The following is a 16,181-nucleotide window of genomic DNA, read 5'->3' on the forward strand; positions in this document are numbered from 1 at the left end:
AGGGGCGCGGGGAACTGCGCGATCGACCACAACGAACCCGCAGTCGCCGAACAACCCACGCCCCCGAGCTACTGGGCGCCGTCCCCAGCAGCAGTCGCCTTCTTCGCGGCCACCTTCTTCGCCGGAGCCGCCTTCTTGGCCGCGGCCGTCTTCGAAGCGGCCGTCTTCTTCGCGGCGGCGGTCTTCTTGGCCGGCGCGGCCTTCTTCGCGGCGGTCTTGGTCGCGGTCTTCTTCGCCGGCGCCTTCTTGGCCGTCTTCTTGGCAGGCGCCTTCGCCCGCTTCTCCGCCAGCAGTTCGAACCCGCGCTCGGGCGTGATCGTCTCCACGCTGTCGCCGGACCGCAGCGTCGCGTTGGTCTCGCCGTCGGTGACGTACGGCCCGAAGCGACCGTCCTTCACCACGACCGGCTTCGCGCTGACCGGGTCCTCGCCCAGTTCCTTCAGCGGCGGCTTGGCGGCGGCCCGCCCGCGCTGCTTGGGCTGCGCGTAGATCGCCAGCGCCTCGTCGAGGGTGATCGTGAAGAGCTGCTCCTCGGTCTGCAGCGACCGCGAGTCCGTGCCCTTCTTCAGATACGGCCCGTACCGCCCGTTCTGCGCGGTGATCTCCTGACCCTCGGCGTCGGCGCCGACGATCCGCGGCAGCGACATCAGCTTCAGGGCGTCGTCGAGGGTCACCGTGTCCAGGGACATCGACTTGAACAGCGAGGCCGTGCGCGGCTTGACCGCGTTCTTGCCGGTCTTCGGGGTGCCCTCGGGGAGCACCTCGGTGACGTACGGGCCGTAGCGTCCGTCGCGGGCGATGATCTGATGGCCCGTCGCGGGGTCGGCACCCAGCTCGAAGTCGCCGCTCGGCTTGGCGAGCAGTTCCTCGGCGAGTTCGATGCTCAGTTCGTCGGGGGCCATGTCCTCGGGCACGTCCGCCCGCTGGTGCCCTTCCGCATCCTTCTCACCGCGCTCGATGTACGGGCCGTAGCGCCCGACGCGCAGCACGATGCCGTTGCCGACGGGGAAGGACGAGACCTCGCGCGCGTCGATGGCGCCCAGGTCGGTCACGAGTTCCTTCAGGCCGCCGAGGTGGTCCCCGTCGCCGTTGCCGGCCGCGGCCGCGGCCGTGCCGGTCACGTCCGCGCCCTCGCCGAAGTAGAAGCGCTTCAGCCACGGCACGGCCTGCGCCTCGCCGCGCGCGATGCGGTCGAGGTCGTCCTCCATCTTGGCGGTGAAGTCGTAGTCGACGAGCCGCCCGAAGTGCTTCTCCAGGAGGTTGACCACGGCGAAGCTCAGGAAGGACGGCACGAGCGCCGTGCCCTTCTTGAACACGTAGCCCCGGTCGAGGATGGTGCCGATGATCGACGCGTACGTCGAGGGACGGCCGATCTCGCGCTCTTCGAGCTCCTTGACCAGCGAAGCCTCGGTGTAGCGGGCGGGCGGCTTGGTGGCGTGCCCGTCGACCGTGATCTCCTCGGCGGAGAGCGGGTCGCCCTGGTTGACCTGCGGCAGCCTGCGCTCGCGGTCGTCGAGTTCGGCGTTCGGGTCGTCGGCGCCCTCGACGTAGGCCTTGAGGAAGCCGTGGAAGGTGATCGTCTTGCCTGAGGCGCTGAACTCGGCGTCCCGGCCGTCGGAGGCGGTGCCGCCGATCTTGACGGTGACGCTGTTGCCCGTGGCGTCCTTCATCTGGGAGGCGACGGTCCGCTTCCAGATCAGCTCGTACAGCTTGAACTGGTCACCGGTCAGCCCGGTCTCGGCCGGCGTGCGGAAACGATCGCCCGAGGGCCGGATCGCCTCGTGCGCCTCCTGCGCGTTCTTGACCTTCCCGGCGTACGTTCGCGGCTGCGCCGGCAGGTAGTCGGCGCCGTAGAGCTGGGTGACCTGGGCGCGGGCGGCGGCCACGGCGGTGTCGCTGAGCGTCGTGGAGTCCGTACGCATATAGGTGATGAAGCCGTTCTCGTACAGCTTCTGCGCCACCTGCATCGTCGCCTTGGCCCCGAAGCCGAGCTTGCGGGAGGCCTCCTGCTGGAGCGTCGTCGTACGGAAGGGGGCGTACGGCGAGCGGCGGTACGGCTTGGACTCGACGGACCGGACCGAGAAGCGGGTGTTCTCGAGGGCGGCGGCGAGCGCGCGGGCGTTGGCCTCGTCGAGGTGGAGGACGTTCGCGCCCTTGATCTGGCCGAGCGAGTCGAAGTCGCGGCCCTGGGCGACGCGGCGGCCGTCCACCGACTGCAGGCGGGCGACCAGCGACGACGGATCGGAGGCGTCACCGGCGCGGCCGGTGGCGAAGGTGCCGGTGAGGTCCCAGTACTCGGCGGAGCGGAAGGCGATCCGCTCGCGCTCGCGCTCCACGACGAGCCGGGTCGCGACGGACTGGACGCGGCCCGCCGACAGGCGCGGCATGACCTTCTTCCACAGGACCGGCGAGACCTCGTAACCGTAGAGGCGGTCGAGGATGCGGCGGGTCTCCTGGGCGTCGACGAGGCGCTGGTTCAGCTCGCGCGGGTTGGCGACGGCGGCCTGGATCGCGGCCTTGGTGATCTCGTGGAAGACCATCCGCTTGACCGGGACCTTGGGCTTGAGCACCTCCTGGAGGTGCCAGGCGATGGCCTCTCCCTCGCGGTCCTCATCGGTGGCGAGGAAGAGTTCGTCGGACTCCTTCAGCAAGTCCTTGAGCTTCCTGACCTGAGCCTTCTTGTCCGCGTTGACCACATAGATGGGCGCGAAGTCGTGCTCGACGTCCACGCCGAGACGGCGCACCTCGCCGGTGTACTGCTCGGGCACCTCCGCGGCGCCGTTGGGAAGGTCGCGGATGTGCCCCACGCTCGCCTCGACGATGTAGCCGGGGCCGAGATAGCCCTTGATCGTCTTCGCCTTGGCAGGCGACTCGACGATGACGAGTCGGCGGCCGCCCTTCGCGGTCTCGCTGGTCGGGGACAACTTCGCTCTTCTCTCCGGTCGACGCTGGGGCTCCCCAGGCTGGCGTCCCGGGGCGGGGCCCCCGGAAACCGTTGCCTCGCACGGGGCTCGGTGGTCGGCCCGGGGGTCGGGTCATGCTGACGCTGCGGAGTGTGACGGTACATCCCGCCCCCGTGTCAAACGGGAAAAGCCCGCAACGGCCACTCGAACGGTAACCCGACTACCGCCATTCCTGCCGCCCGGCGTCTTCAGCGATCCGTTCGGGGCCTATGCGGAGGGTCACATCTCAGTTACCCCACCCGCACTCCGGCCGCGTCCCCCGAGCCCCCTCAGACGCGGGTGAGGCACCACGCCCCGAGCGCCAGGGCGGTGACCGCGGTGACGCTCGCGAGGGTCGCCGACATCACGGGACGTACCCCCTGCGCGACCGGCTCGCCGAGGCGCAGCCGCCTCGCGGTCCACAGCAGCAGCCCGCCCCCGAACAGGGCGAACACCACTCCCACGAAGATCGCCGGACCGCTCTCCATGTCCCGTCCTCCCACCCCTCGACTGCCCCGGGACGGGAGGCTGGCACGGACGGGAAGCGGGCGCGCGAACCCGAGGTGAACGCGAGGCGTCCGGACGCTCAGACCGAGCCGGGCGTGGGTATCTTCCCGGTCGTCTGCGACATGTCGGCGTTGCGCACCGTGCACACCACCTTGTTGAAGCCCTTCTTCCACTCCTCTTCGGCGGAGACCCATCCCGACACGATCAGGTCAGCGCCGGGCGCCCAACTCGACTCGAACCTGTTGGTGCACAGCTTTCCGCCTTCGGCGAGGGCGCCGTCGAACGTCATGTTGTCGGGTGCCTGCACCGATCCGACGACCTGGTCGGTGTGCGCTTGGGCACAGTCGGTCAGCGGGGCGTCGTACCCCTCGTCCTCCCTGGTGGTGTAGTCCCAGCAGTCGCCGACGGCCATCTGCGTGGGCCACAGGTTCATGCCCACGTCACGGAGTCGGCCCACCTCGCCGCCGATCGGGACGTGCTTGCCGAGCACCAGACAGGCCGTTCCGCCCTTGGCCGCTGTGAAGCCCTCCGCCGTCGGGACGAGCGCGTAGACGTCTGCGTCGGGCAGTGCCTCGGCCATCGGGTCGGCCTGGCTGGCGCAGCGCTGCGCGCCGCTGGCCTTGGCGTCGGCGGCGTCCGACGCCGTCTCTATCGCCACGACCTGGCCGTCCGGCCAGTCCTCGTCGCAGTCCACCACGCCGAGGTCGGGCACCGAGTCGAACGCCGTCCCCGTCCAGACCGCCTTGACGCAGTCCCCCACCTCCAGCGCCTGCTTGAGGGCCGCCTGCTTGCCGTAGGGGTACTCCGACTTGGGCGGCGACGCCAGCGCGCCCGGGGTGTCGGAGGGCTTGGGGTCCGGGCCGCCCGTCAGGTTCAGCGCGGCCCAGGTCCCGCCGCCCGCGACGAGCAGCACGGCGACCACGATCGCGACGACCGCCGCCGCGGGCGTTCTCCGCTTCGGCCCGCCGGGCGGCTGCGGGCTCCCGGCCGTCATGGTTGGGAACCCCGCGTGCCCCGGCGGTGGGGCGCCGCCACCGCCGTACGGTGCCGACGGGTTGGCCGTGTACGGCGACTGGTTGCCCACGGTGGCGCCGTACCCGGGCGTGCGGGCGCCTCCGCCGCCGTACGCCGGGCTCCCGTAGGGCGTGGACGGGCCGCCCCCGTACGGGTTGTAGCTGCCGTAGGGACCGTGCTGCTGCTGTCCCTGCTGCCACGGGTCGTGCGGCGCGGGGCCGCCCGGCGTCGCGCCCGGTGTGGGCGGGCCGCCCGCAGGAGTGTTCGGGGTGTTCGGCCCCGAGGGCGCGCCGGGTGTGTGCGGGGCCCCCGGGGTGTACGGCGTGTGGGGCGGGCCGGGCGTGTTCGGCGTCCCCCCGAGGCCGTGCTGCCCGGCGGCCACGTAACCGGGGGGCGCACTTGCCACGTACCCCGGAGGCGTACCGGGTGTGGCGGGAGCCCCGGGCGTACCGGGGGTGCCGACGGCCGGTCCGAAGGCGCCGGGGGCCGACGCGGGGGTGGTTCCCCAGCCCGGCGGGATCGGCCCGCCGCCCGAGGCGGTCACCCGCTCCAGGCCGCGTGCCACGGCCTCCGGCGAGAGCCGGCGCACGGGGTCCTTGATGAGCAACCCGTGCAGGACGGGGGCCAGTTCACCTGCGCGGGCGGGCGGTGTCGGCTCCTCGCCGAGCAGGGCCGTGAGCGTCGCGTACTCGCCGCGCCGGTCGAAGGGGCCGCGGCCCTCGACAGCCGCGTACAGCGTGGCGCCGAGCGAGAACAGGTCGGCGGCCGGGGTCGGCGGCTCGCCCCGCGCCCGCTCGGGCGCCAGATAGCCGGGCGTACCGAGGATGCCGGCGGTGGCGGTGAGCCGGGGCTCGCGGGACTCCGGCTGGAGCGCGATGCCGTAGTCGGTGAGCAGCACGCGCGCGTACGGGTCGCCCGAGGCGTCGGCCGCGAGCAGGATGTTGGCCGGTTTCACGTCCCGGTGGAGTATGCCGATGCGGTGTCCCGCCGTGAGCGCGTCGAGGACGGCGAGCCCGATCCGGGCGACCTGCTCGGGCGGGAGCGGGCCCCGCTGCCGGACGACCGCCTGGAGGTCGATCGCGTCCGGCACGTACTCCATGACGATCCACGGCAGGCCCTCGTGGAGCACCACGTCGTGGACCGTGGCCACATGGGGATGACCGCGCAGCCGCGCGGCGTGCCGGGCCTCGCTGCGGGCCCGGGCGATGCGCTGGGCGGGCTCGGTCGCGTCCATCGGGGCAGCGGGCAGGGAGATCTCCTTCATGGAGACCTCGCAGGCCAACTCCTCGTCGTACGCGAGCCAGACCCGGCCCATGCCGCCCGCGCCCAGGGTGCGCAGCAGGCGGTATCGGTCGTTGATGATCCTTCCCTGGCCCTGCTCCGGCGTATCCCCCGCCATCGCGATCCCCCGATCCCCGAGACAGCGCGTGCCTCCCCCGAGGACACGTCGAATCCGTCTCTTGAAAATAGCTTCGCACGCACCACTGACAGGAGCCCTTTTGCGGACCAATCCAGCCAGAGGGGACACATACGTCCCAGTGGTGCGAATGCGCCCCGTACGTCACGGGAACGGGCGCCGGGCGGGGTACCGGTACGGTCACCGGACGGTCAGGAAATAGTCACCGGGTGCGGGAGCCCGGACGGGCCCCTCGCCGGTGCGGGCGGGTCACAGAGCCGGTTCGAGGAACCCCTGTTCGACGAGGAGGCGGATCTGGACCGGAGTCCGGTCGCGCAGCGCCACCGGGTCCTCGCCGACGAGCTGGGCGATGGCGTCCAGAATCCGTCCGGCGCTGAGCGTGCCGTCGCACACACCGGCGAATCCGGCGCCGACCGTGTCCACCTTCGTGGCCCGGCGCATCCCCCGGTTCTGACGCAGCACCACATGCTCGGGGTCCTCGGCGCCGGGCAGCCCGACCTGCTCCTGGACGACCTCGGCGGCGAGCCGGAAGTGCGCCGCGAGGAGGGCCGCGTCGTCGCTCTCCCGCAGGTAGTCGACGCGCGCGAAGTGCTGCCGCACCGTCTCACCGAGCGGCTGTTCGACCGGATGCGGCCACTCCTCCATGGTGATCGAGGGCTCGGACTCCGCGGCGGCCGTCCTCCGCAGCGTGATCCACCCGAAGCCGACGCCCTTCACCTTCCGCGCCTCGAACTCGTCGAGCCACGCGTCGTACCGCGCCTGGTACTCGGCCACGTCACCGCGGTGGTCGCCCGCGTCCCGCAGCCACAACTCGGCGTACTGCGCGACGTCCTGGACCTCGCGCTGCACGATCCACGCGTCGCAGCCGCGCGGCACCCACGACCTGAGCCGCTCCTGCCAGTCCTCGCCCTCCACGTGCTGCCAGTTGGCGAGGAACTGCGCGTACCCGCCCTCGTTCAGCCGCTCTCCCGCCTGCGAGACGAGCGTGCGGCACAGGTCGTCCCCGCCCATGCCGCCGTCGCGGTATGTCAACCGGGCGCCCGGCGAGATCACGAACGGAGGGTTGGACACGATGAGGTCGTACGTCTCGTCCGCCCCGACCGGCTCGAAGAGCGAGCCCTCCCGCAGCTCGGCGGCGGGGGCTCCGGAGAGCGCCAGCGTGAGCGCTGTGATGTGCAGCGCGCGCGGGTTGAGATCGGTCGCCGTCACGCGCGTGGCGTGCTGTACGGCGTGCAGCGCCTGGATGCCGGAGCCGGTCCCGAGGTCGAGGGCGGCTGCGACGGGCGTCCGTACGGTGATGCCGGCCAGCGTCGTGGACGCCCCACCGACCCCTAGCACGACGCCCTCGTCCCGGCTTCCGATCCCGCCGGCCCCACCGACCGCGCACCCCAGGTCGGACACGATGAACCAGTCCTCGCCGCCGGGGCCGCCGTAGGGCCGCACGTCGACGGTGGCGGCGACCTCGTCCCCGTCGTCACCGACACGCACGAGCCAGCCGCTCTCGACGCACGCGTCCACAGGCAGCACGCCCTCCACGCGCGCGCGTACGACCGGCTCCTGCAACAGGAACAGCCGCACCAGCGACTCCAGCGCCGTGTCCCCCCGGGTCGCCCTGAGCGCCGGCACGACCTCGCTCCGCGCGAGGGCCGCGTAGGCGGAGGCACCGAGCAGTTCGAGCAGCCCGTCAGCGGTGAACTCGACACCGAGCAACGCCTCTCGAAGCCGCACGGCGACATCGGTCCGGTCGGTGGAGGGCAAGGACGACAGCTTGGAGTTACTCACGACGCTCAGCGTAGCCGCGCCTCGCGACCCGCCTCGGCGGCACACACGCCGCATCTCGGCTCGCTCCGTCGTCACAACTGCGGGCAGTCGTGCCGCTGGGGCGGCACGGGTGGGCGCAGGCGGCGCCTCGTCACCGCCGAGCCGCGGACCCACCCCCGACCAGCTCGACCGCCGAGCGCCCGATGGACCCGCGGCCCGCCCCGCCCGCCGGCGTGCAACCCCGGGCGCCTGATCAAGCCCCGGCCCAGCTCACCTCAGCTCACAGGCCGAGAGCCCCCGTCAGCTCTCCGAAGGCACAGCCGGCGCCGAAGCCGCCCCGGAGGTCGTCGCCGACTTGCAGCTCTGCTGCTCGGCCATCGCCTGCCCGACCTCCCCCTTCTCCAGCTCCTTCAACGCGTCGCTCCCGGTCTTGCTGAGCTTCTCCAGCTCCGTCGCGACCCCTTCGAGCCCGTCCGCGAACTTCGCCTGGTCCTTGGTGTTCAGCGCGTCCGACTTCTTCTTCAGCTCCCCGTACGCCGTGGACAACTGGTTCAACTCGGCGACCGCGGCCTTCTGCTTCTTCTCGCCGTCCTCGACGTCCGGCGCCCCGGCCTTCTGAATGGCCGTCGCCATCGCCTTGTACGCGTCGGAGATGTCCTGGAAGCCCTGGGAGTCGGCCTTCTGCACGTCCGCAGGCGCGCTGTCGTCCGAGGTCTCCTTCTGGATCGAGGTGTTGGCCGCCGCGATCTTCTTGATCTGCGGCTGCACCGAGTCGCAGACCTCCTTGGCCCAGGAGTTCAGCTTGTCGTTCGTCTCGTCGTCGCCGCTGCAGCCGGACAGCGCCAGTACCAGTACCGCACCGCCGGACAGTGCGGCCGCGAGCTTCTTGTTCACCGGATTGGTCCCTTCCATGGCTCTCGGCCCCGGAACATACACGCCGTATGGGTGTCACCTGTGTGCCGAGCACCCCCGGTACACCCTTTTGTAACCGTTTGCACCAAGCGAGAGAAGGCTCACGGGCACCACCGGCACGGCCAAGGGGCGGACAGCCGACGCGTCAACACGCGCCGTCCGCCCGCCCCTTGAGCTGGCCCCTGGCAGAGCCGGTCGTCAGACCGCCTACGAAACCACCGCTGGATCCGCCGACTTGGCCACTCGCTCGGAGTTGTCTTCGTCACCCACGGCGATCCCGCGTCGCTTGGACACGTACACCGCGCCGACGATGACGGCGATCGAGGCCACGGCGATGGCGACCCGCAACGCGACGCTCTTGTCCTCTCCGTAGCTGAACTGGACGACCGCGGGCGCGATGAGCAGCGCGACGAGGTTCATCACCTTCAGCAGCGGGTTGATGGCCGGTCCCGCCGTGTCCTTGAACGGGTCGCCCACGGTGTCGCCGATGACGGTCGCGGCATGGGCCTCGCTGCCCTTGCCGCCGTGATGGCCGTCCTCGACCAGCTTCTTGGCGTTGTCCCACGCGCCACCGGAGTTGGCGAGGAACACCGCCATCAGCGTCCCGGTGCCGATCGCGCCGGCGAGATAGGCGCCGAGCGCGCCGACCCCGAGCGTGAACCCGATCGCGATGGGCGCCATGACGGCGAGCAGACCGGGCGTGGCCAGCTCCCGCAGGGCGTCCTTGGTACAGATGTCGACGACCCGGCCGTACTCCGGCTTCTCGCTGTAGTCCATGATCCCGGGGTGCTCGCGGAACTGCCGCCGCACCTCGTAGACCACCGCGCCCGCCGACCGCGAGACCGCGTTGATCGCCAGCCCCGAGAAGAGGAAGACGACCGCGGCGCCCGCGATGAGCCCGACGAGGTTGTTGGGCTGCGAGATGTCCATCATCAGGTTCATGGGCGCGCCTTCGCCGGAGACCTTCTCCCCGACGTCGTTCGCCGCCGTGAGGATCGCGTCCCGGTACGAGCCGAAGAGCGCGGCGGCGGCGAGGACGGCCGTGGCGATGGCGATGCCCTTGGTGATGGCCTTGGTGGTGTTGCCGACGGCGTCCAGGTCGGTGAGCACCTGCGCGCCCGCGCCCTCGACGTCGCCGGACATCTCGGCGATGCCCTGCGCGTTGTCGGAGACCGGCCCGAAGGTGTCCATGGCAACGATGACACCGACCGTGGTGAGCAGGCCCGTGCCGGCCAGCGCCACCGCGAACAGCGCGAGCATGATCGACGTACCGCCGAGCAGGAACGCCCCGTAGACGCCGAGGCCGATCAACAGGGCGGTGTAGACGGCCGACTCCAGACCGATGGAGATACCGGCGAGGACGACGGTGGCCGCGCCGGTGAGCGAACTCTTGCCGATGTCCTTGACCGGACGCCGGGTGGTCTCGGTGAAGTAGCCGGTCAGTTGCTGGATCAGCGCGGCCAGCACGATGCCGATGGCCACGGCGACGACCGCGAGGACCCGCGGATCGCCCTCGTGACCCGCGATCGCCGTGTCCGTGACCCCTTCGAGCTCGGCGTACGACGAGGGCAGATAGGCGTAGACGGCGATGGCGACGAGCACCAGCGAGATCACCGCGGAGATGAAGAAGCCGCGGTTGATGGCGGACATGCCGCTGCGGTCGGTGCGGCGGGGGGCCACCGCGAAGATGCCGATCATCGCGGTGAGTACGCCGATCGCGGGCACGATCAGCGGGAACGCGAGGCCGGAGTCGCCGAACGCCGCCTTGCCGAGGATCAGCGCGGCGACGAGCGTCACGGCGTACGACTCGAAGAGGTCGGCCGCCATGCCCGCGCAGTCGCCGACGTTGTCGCCCACGTTGTCGGCGATGGTCGCGGCATTGCGCGGATCGTCCTCCGGAATGCCCTGCTCGACCTTGCCGACCAGGTCGGCGCCGACGTCGGCGGCCTTGGTGAAGATGCCGCCGCCGACCCTCATGAACATGGCGATGAGCGCGGCGCCGAGGCCGAAGCCCTCCAGTACCTTCGGTGCGTCGGCCGCGTAGACGAGGACCACGCAGGACGCGCCGAGGAGGCCGAGCCCCACCGTGAACATGCCGACGACGCCGCCGGTGCGAAATGCGATCTTCATCGCCTTGTGCGAGACGGCGGTGAGATCCTTTTCCGGCTCACCTGCCGCAGGTGTCGCTTCCCGGGCCGCCGCGGCGACGCGCACATTGCTGCGCACGGCGAGCCACATACCGATATAGCCGGTGGCCGCCGAGAACGCCGCGCCGATCAAGAAGAACACCGATCGCCCAGCGCGCTGATTCCAGTCGTCCGCGGGCAGCAGCATGAGCAGGAAGAACACGACGACGGCGAATACGCCGAGCGTACGCAACTGCCGTGCCAGATAGGCGTTCGCGCCTTCCTGGATGGCCGTCGCGATCTTCTTCATGCTGTCGGTGCCCTCGCCCGCCGCGAGCACCTGGCGCACCAGGAGCCCGGCGACGACGAGTGCTGCCAGGGCCACGACGCCGATCACCATGACGATGATCCGGTTGTCGTCGGTGAGCACCGCGGCTGCGAAGTTCGCGGTGTGGTCAAACCTTTGAGGGGTAGAAAGCCCCGCCATTCGTCCTCCTTGACGCTTGGGCTGAGCTCAAGATGTGGACGGATTGTAGGGAGGTGAACCTGATCAAAACAGTGCGCGGGAAACGGAATTGGCCTTCACATGCTCTTCAGCAAATGATCCGGACCTGCCCACGCTACTCGAAAGAAGTAACACCTCAAAGGCATTGACGCTTGATCAATTATCAGGGGAATGATCGTGAATTCCTTCACGAATTCCGGTGTTCCGATGAACGGTGATCGGAATAAATGCCGAACAAACACGAAGGGCCCTGCTCAGCAGGACCCTTCGCGATACTGCTTGAAGTTGTGAGGATCGACGCTCGAGGACGATCAGGGCACGACCGCGACCGACGGTGTCGTCGGCCAGGTCATACGGATCAGCCCGCCGTTCTCGCCGGCGGTGACCTCCACGTCGTCGACGAGGCCGCTGATGACCGCGAGGCCCATGTCGTCCTCCTCGACCTCGACGTCCGCGTCCCCGGCACCCGATGAACGGTCACCGGGCACGGCGTGCGGCGCCTCGTCGCCCACCTCGATGGAGAACTGCTTCTCCTCCTCGATCAGCGACACCCGCACCGGCGCCGAGATACCGCTGCTCTGATGCAGTCCGACGGCACGGGTGCACGCCTCGCCGACGGCCAACCTGACCTCGTCGAGGACGGCCTCGTCCACTCCGGCCCTGCGCGCCACCGCTGCCGCCACCAGTCGGGCGGTCCTGACGTGCTCGGGCAGCGCGCTGAAGCGGAGTTCAACGGTGGCCATGCATCCCCCTCGGAACTACGGGCGTGCTGTCGGAGGGCCGGGCCGCGCGGGCCCGGTCCCCCTCACTCGTCTGTGGCCGTCCGGGCACGGGGCCCGGACGGACGTGATCAGTCAGTGGCCGCCACCGCTTCGTCGACCGAGGTGTGAATGGGGAACACCTTGGTCAGACCGGTGATGCGGAAGATCTTCAAAATCCGCTCCTGGTTGCACACCAGGCGCAGCGAGCCCTCATGGGCCCGTACTCGCTTCAGGCCGCCCACCAGTACGCCGAGCCCGGTGGAGTCGAGGAAGTCGACGCCCTCCATGTCGACGACGAGGTGGAAACTCCCGTCGTTGACCAGCTCGACCAGCTGCTCACGCAGCTTGGGCGCGGTATAAACGTCGATTTCGCCACCGACCTCGACGACCGTACGATCGCCGACGGTACGGGTCGACAGGGACAGGTCCACGGATCCTCCAGCACCTTGCTATCGAGCGTTCGCCCCTCGGGACACCTCGGCTTGAAAGCCCCCGGGACGGTTCGCCAGCCGCGATGGCATTCAATCACTTACCGGCAGGCGTGCACGACGCCTTGGCTCCATTGTCCGTCACGCCGGTGACACACTCGATGCCGATGGCCAAGAATCACCGATCCGATCGAACCCCGACGGACACCGCCTCCAGCCCCTCGCCGGGCACGGTCCTGGACCGGCTCGCCTCGGGGCCGAGCCGGGCTTCGCGCATCACTCATACGGAGCATGTGCCCCCACGTGCGGGTCGCCATGCCGTCTGGCCCGACCGGATCCGACCGGAAGTGGTCGCCGCCGTACAGACCGCCGGAATCGAACATCCCTGGGCCCACCAGGCACGCGTCGCCGAGCACGCGCTGGACGGCGCATCGGTCGTCGTCGCCACCGGCACCGCGTCCGGCAAGTCGCTCGCCTACCTCGTCCCGGTACTCTCCCGCCTCCTGGACGGCTCCGAGGCGCCCAACGGCCGTGGCGCGACCGCCCTCTACCTGGCCCCCACCAAGGCCCTCGCGGCGGATCAGTGCCGAGCCGTGAAGGAACTTTCACAACCTCTCGGAAACGCCGTACGCCCGGCCGTGTACGACGGCGACACCCCCGTCGAGGAACGCGAGTGGGTCCGCCAGTACGCCAACTACGTCCTCACCAACCCCGACATGCTGCACCGGAGCATCCTCCCCTCCCACCCCCGCTGGTCCTCCTTCCTGCGCGCCCTGAAGTACGTCGTCATCGACGAGTGCCACACCTACCGCGGCGTCTTCGGCTCCCACGTCGCCCAGGTGCTCCGGCGCCTGCGCCGCCTGTGCGCCCGCTACGGCGCCGAACCCGTCTTCCTCCTCGCCTCCGCCACCGCGGCCGAGCCCTCGGTCGCCGCCCGCCGCCTCACCGGCGTCCCGGTCACCGAGGTCGCGGACGACGCCTCACCCCGGGGTGAACTGGTGTTCGCCCTCTGGGAGCCCCCACTCACCGAGCTGCACGGCGAGAAGGGCGCGCCGGTACGCCGTACCGCCACCGCCGAGACCGCCGACCTGCTCACCGATCTCGTCGTCCAGGGCGTCCGCTCGGTCGCCTTCGTCCGCTCCCGGCGCGGCGCGGAGCTGATCTCCGTGATCGCCCAGGAACGCCTCGCCGAGGTGGACCGCTCCCTCGCCCGCCGCGTCGCCGCCTACCGCGGCGGCTACCTCCCCGAGGAACGTCGCGCCCTCGAGCGCGCCCTCCACTCCGGCGAGCTCCTCGGCCTCGCCGCCACCACCGCCCTCGAACTCGGCGTCGACATCTCCGGCCTCGACGCCGTCCTCATCGCCGGTTACCCCGGTACCCGCGCCTCCCTGTGGCAGCAGGCCGGCCGCGCCGGACGCTCCGGCCAGGGCGCCCTCGCCGTCCTGATCGCCCGCGACGACCCGCTGGACACCTTCCTGGTCCACCACCCGGAGGCCCTGTTCGACCAGCCGGTGGAATCGACCGTCCTCGACCCCGACAACCCGTACGTCCTCGCCCCCCACCTCTGCGCCGCCGCCGCGGAACTGCCCCTGACGGACGAGGACCTGGCCCTCTTCGGCCCCGCCTGCGACGACCTGCTGCCGCAGCTGGAGTCCGCGAAACTGCTCCGCCGCCGGGCCAAGGCCTGGCACTGGACCCGCCGCGAGCGCGCCGCCGACCTGGCCGACATCCGGGGCCAGGGCGGCCGCCCCATCCAGGTCGTCGAGACCGGCACCGGCCGCCTCCTCGGCACGGTCGACGCGGGCGCCGCCCACACCACCGTCCACGAGGGCGCGGTCCACCTGCACCAGGGCCGTACGTACCTGGTGCGCGAACTGGACCTGGAGGACTCCGTCGCCCTCGTCCAACAGGCCGACCCGCCCTATTCGACGGTCGCCCGCGACACCACCGCCATCTCCGTCCTGGAGACCGACACCGAAGTCCCCTGGGGCGACGGCCGCTTGTGCTACGGCTCCGTCGAAGTCACCAACCAGGTCGTCTCCTTCCTCCGTCGCCGCCTCATCACCGGCGAGGTGCTCGGCGAGTCCAAACTCGACCTCCCTCCTCGTACGCTGCGCACCCGCGCCGTCTGGTGGACCGTCACCGAGGACCAGCTCGACGCGGCCCGGATCAACCCCGAGATCCTCGGCGGCGCCCTGCACGCCGCCGAACACGCCTCGATCGGCATGCTGCCCCTCTTCGCGACCTGCGACCGCTGGGACATCGGCGGCGTCTCGGTCCCGCTGCACCCCGACACCCTCCTCCCGACGGTCTTTGTCTACGACGGCCACCCGGGCGGCGCGGGCTTCGCCGAGCGCGCTTTCCACACGGCCTGTGCCTGGCTCACCGCCACCCGCCAGGCCATCGCCTCCTGCGAGTGCGACGCCGGCTGCCCGTCCTGCATCCAGTCCCCCAAGTGCGGCAACGGCAACGATCCGCTGCACAAACGGGGTGCCGTACGCCTCCTGACCGAACTGCTCCGCACCGCGCCGACGGCTCCGCCGGAGGGCCGGGTGCCGTGAGGCTCGGGGTGCCTCGACCCGGGGGCGGGGCGCCTCAGAGCTCGGGGACTTCCCAGATCCGGCGATCACCGGTGGTGTGTGGCTGATCGCGCAGTTCCCCGCGCCCCTCATGGGGCGCCCCTGGGTGCTTCCCAGCCGGCTGCCGGGCCCGGTGGTCCCGCGCGTGCCCTGGACTCGGCGGTGAGCGGGGCCGTACCCGAGGCTGCTGTGACGTCCGCGATCTCTCCCTCGACCTCGCAGCGCACGAGTCGGCTGCCCTGGGCCAGCGCCACCCGTTCCGCCGTCGAGCAGGCCCCCTCGGCGCCCTTCGTCCAGTGGTCGGCAGCCGCGAGGGCCGCGAGATCGGCCGCCGCCTCCGCCTGATGCCGGATCACGACGGCCTGGCCGAAGGCGAGTACGGCACCGAACACCGCGCACAGCACCGCGATCGCCCCGACCGCCCAGACGGTCGCGGACCCTCTGTCCGCACCGACCCGCCGCCCCAGGACCGAGCGCACGCCCCCGAGCCACCGGCCGAACCACGAGTAGGCGTTCACCCGCCCACCTCCCCCACCGTCTCCTCCGCCAGCGCCACGGCCGCATGGCTGAGGTCGAGGCCCAGTCCGTTCGGCCCCGGCGCACGGGCCGAGACCACGACACGTACGAAGTCGCCCTCCCGGCCCACGCGCACCTCCGCCCCGTCGGGCGCCGTCTTCCGCGCTGCCGCCACGACCGCCCCCGGCGGGTCCTGGCGGGCCGCCGCCCGGGCACCGGCCCGAGCGGCGTCCACGACCTGGATCTGCGCGCAGGCGGCGAGCAGAGCCCACACCAGAGCCGTCGCGAGCAGCAGCATCACCGGCAGGGCCATGGCCGCCTCCGCCGTCACGAACCCGTCGTCGCGGCCCAGCGCCCCGCGCAGCCGTCGCGGCTCACGCCCCGCCATTGAGGGCCCGCCCGACGATCTGCTGCAGCTCCGCCTGGACCTGCCCGCTGGTCACCACCTTGTACAGAACCGCGGCGAAGGCCACGGCCGCGATGATCCCCACCGCGTACTCGGAGGTCACCATCCCCGCGTCCCTCCGCGCCGCCCGCACCCGGCACAGCACGGCCCCCACCACCCGGACCCGCACCGCCTGCATTGCCTCTACTGCCTTGTACATCTCAACCCCCGTGAGGTTCTGTTCCGTCGACCACTCAAATGACTGCTGATCTGTTGATCTGCTGATCACCGCTGTTCGTCGGGCGGCCCACGCGCCCCGCCCTCCGAC

12 protein-coding genes are annotated in these 16,181 nt (G+C 71.0%); 1 reads left to right on the forward strand and 11 read right to left on the reverse strand.

All coding sequences use genetic code 11. The annotated features are described in order from the left end of the window. Window positions 1-68: 68 nt before the first annotated feature. From topA to bldG, 8 genes are all read right to left on the reverse strand, one after another. A complete protein-coding gene (topA, locus tag PUR53_RS32285; RefSeq protein WP_329899723.1) occupies window positions 69-2,924 on the reverse strand; it encodes a type I DNA topoisomerase in 2,856 nt (951 codons plus the stop codon). Window positions 2,925-3,232: 308 nt separating this feature from the next. Continuing rightward, window positions 3,233-3,430, reverse strand: a complete 198-nt coding sequence (locus tag PUR53_RS32290) for a hypothetical protein (protein WP_239756390.1) — start codon at window positions 3,428-3,430, stop codon at window positions 3,233-3,235. 98 nt (window positions 3,431-3,528) lie between these two features. Continuing rightward, window positions 3,529-5,862, reverse strand: coding sequence for a serine/threonine-protein kinase (locus tag PUR53_RS32295; RefSeq protein WP_329910583.1), 2,334 nt, complete (start codon window positions 5,860-5,862; stop codon window positions 3,529-3,531). Between the two features lie 267 nt (window positions 5,863-6,129). After that, window positions 6,130-7,662: a class I SAM-dependent methyltransferase gene (locus PUR53_RS32300; RefSeq protein ID WP_329899721.1), complete on the reverse strand. Its 1,533-nt coding sequence runs from the start codon at window positions 7,660-7,662 to the stop codon at window positions 6,130-6,132. 279 nt (window positions 7,663-7,941) lie between these two features. Further along, window positions 7,942-8,553 (reverse strand): small secreted protein, encoded by a 612-nt coding sequence (locus PUR53_RS32305; RefSeq protein ID WP_329899720.1) that lies wholly within the window; start codon window positions 8,551-8,553, stop codon window positions 7,942-7,944. 207 nt (window positions 8,554-8,760) lie between these two features. Beyond that, window positions 8,761-11,166, reverse strand: coding sequence for a sodium-translocating pyrophosphatase (locus tag PUR53_RS32310; RefSeq protein WP_329910584.1), 2,406 nt, complete (start codon window positions 11,164-11,166; stop codon window positions 8,761-8,763). Window positions 11,167-11,495: 329 nt separating this feature from the next. Continuing rightward, window positions 11,496-11,927: an ATP-binding protein gene (locus PUR53_RS32315; protein ID WP_329910585.1), complete on the reverse strand. Its 432-nt coding sequence runs from the start codon at window positions 11,925-11,927 to the stop codon at window positions 11,496-11,498. 107 nt (window positions 11,928-12,034) lie between these two features. Next, window positions 12,035-12,376: an anti-sigma factor antagonist BldG gene (gene bldG / locus PUR53_RS32320; protein WP_005475923.1), complete on the reverse strand. Its 342-nt coding sequence runs from the start codon at window positions 12,374-12,376 to the stop codon at window positions 12,035-12,037. Window positions 12,377-12,459: 83 nt separating this feature from the next. Here bldG and PUR53_RS32325 point away from each other — a divergent pair, with 83 nt between their 5' ends. After that, window positions 12,460-14,934, forward strand: coding sequence for a DEAD/DEAH box helicase (locus PUR53_RS32325; RefSeq protein ID WP_329910586.1), 2,475 nt, complete (start codon window positions 12,460-12,462; stop codon window positions 14,932-14,934). Window positions 14,935-15,041: 107 nt separating this feature from the next. Here the strand turns inward: PUR53_RS32325 and PUR53_RS32330 are convergent, their stop codons facing one another. Genes PUR53_RS32330 through PUR53_RS32340 form a run of 3 tightly spaced genes read right to left on the reverse strand, consistent with a single transcriptional unit; the run spans window position 15,042 to window position 16,073 of the window. Further along, the gene (locus PUR53_RS32330; protein WP_329910732.1) at window positions 15,042-15,431 is read right to left on the reverse strand and encodes an Rv3654c family TadE-like protein; all 390 of its coding nucleotides are present in this window, start codon (window positions 15,429-15,431) and stop codon (window positions 15,042-15,044) included. Between the two features lie 35 nt (window positions 15,432-15,466). Beyond that, on the reverse strand, window positions 15,467-15,856 hold the full coding sequence (locus PUR53_RS32335; RefSeq protein ID WP_239756383.1) for a TadE family type IV pilus minor pilin: 390 nt from the start codon (window positions 15,854-15,856) through the stop codon (window positions 15,467-15,469). Next, complete coding sequence (locus PUR53_RS32340) at window positions 15,843-16,073, reverse strand: DUF4244 domain-containing protein (RefSeq protein WP_329899715.1); 231 nt, start codon at window positions 16,071-16,073, stop codon at window positions 15,843-15,845. Before PUR53_RS32340 ends, PUR53_RS32335 begins: the two co-directional genes overlap by 14 nt. Between the last annotated feature and the right edge of the window lie 108 nt (window positions 16,074-16,181).

The organism is Streptomyces sp. SP18BB07, assembly GCF_036322545.1.
Classification (GTDB): domain Bacteria; phylum Actinomycetota; class Actinomycetes; order Streptomycetales; family Streptomycetaceae; genus Streptomyces; species Streptomyces deccanensis.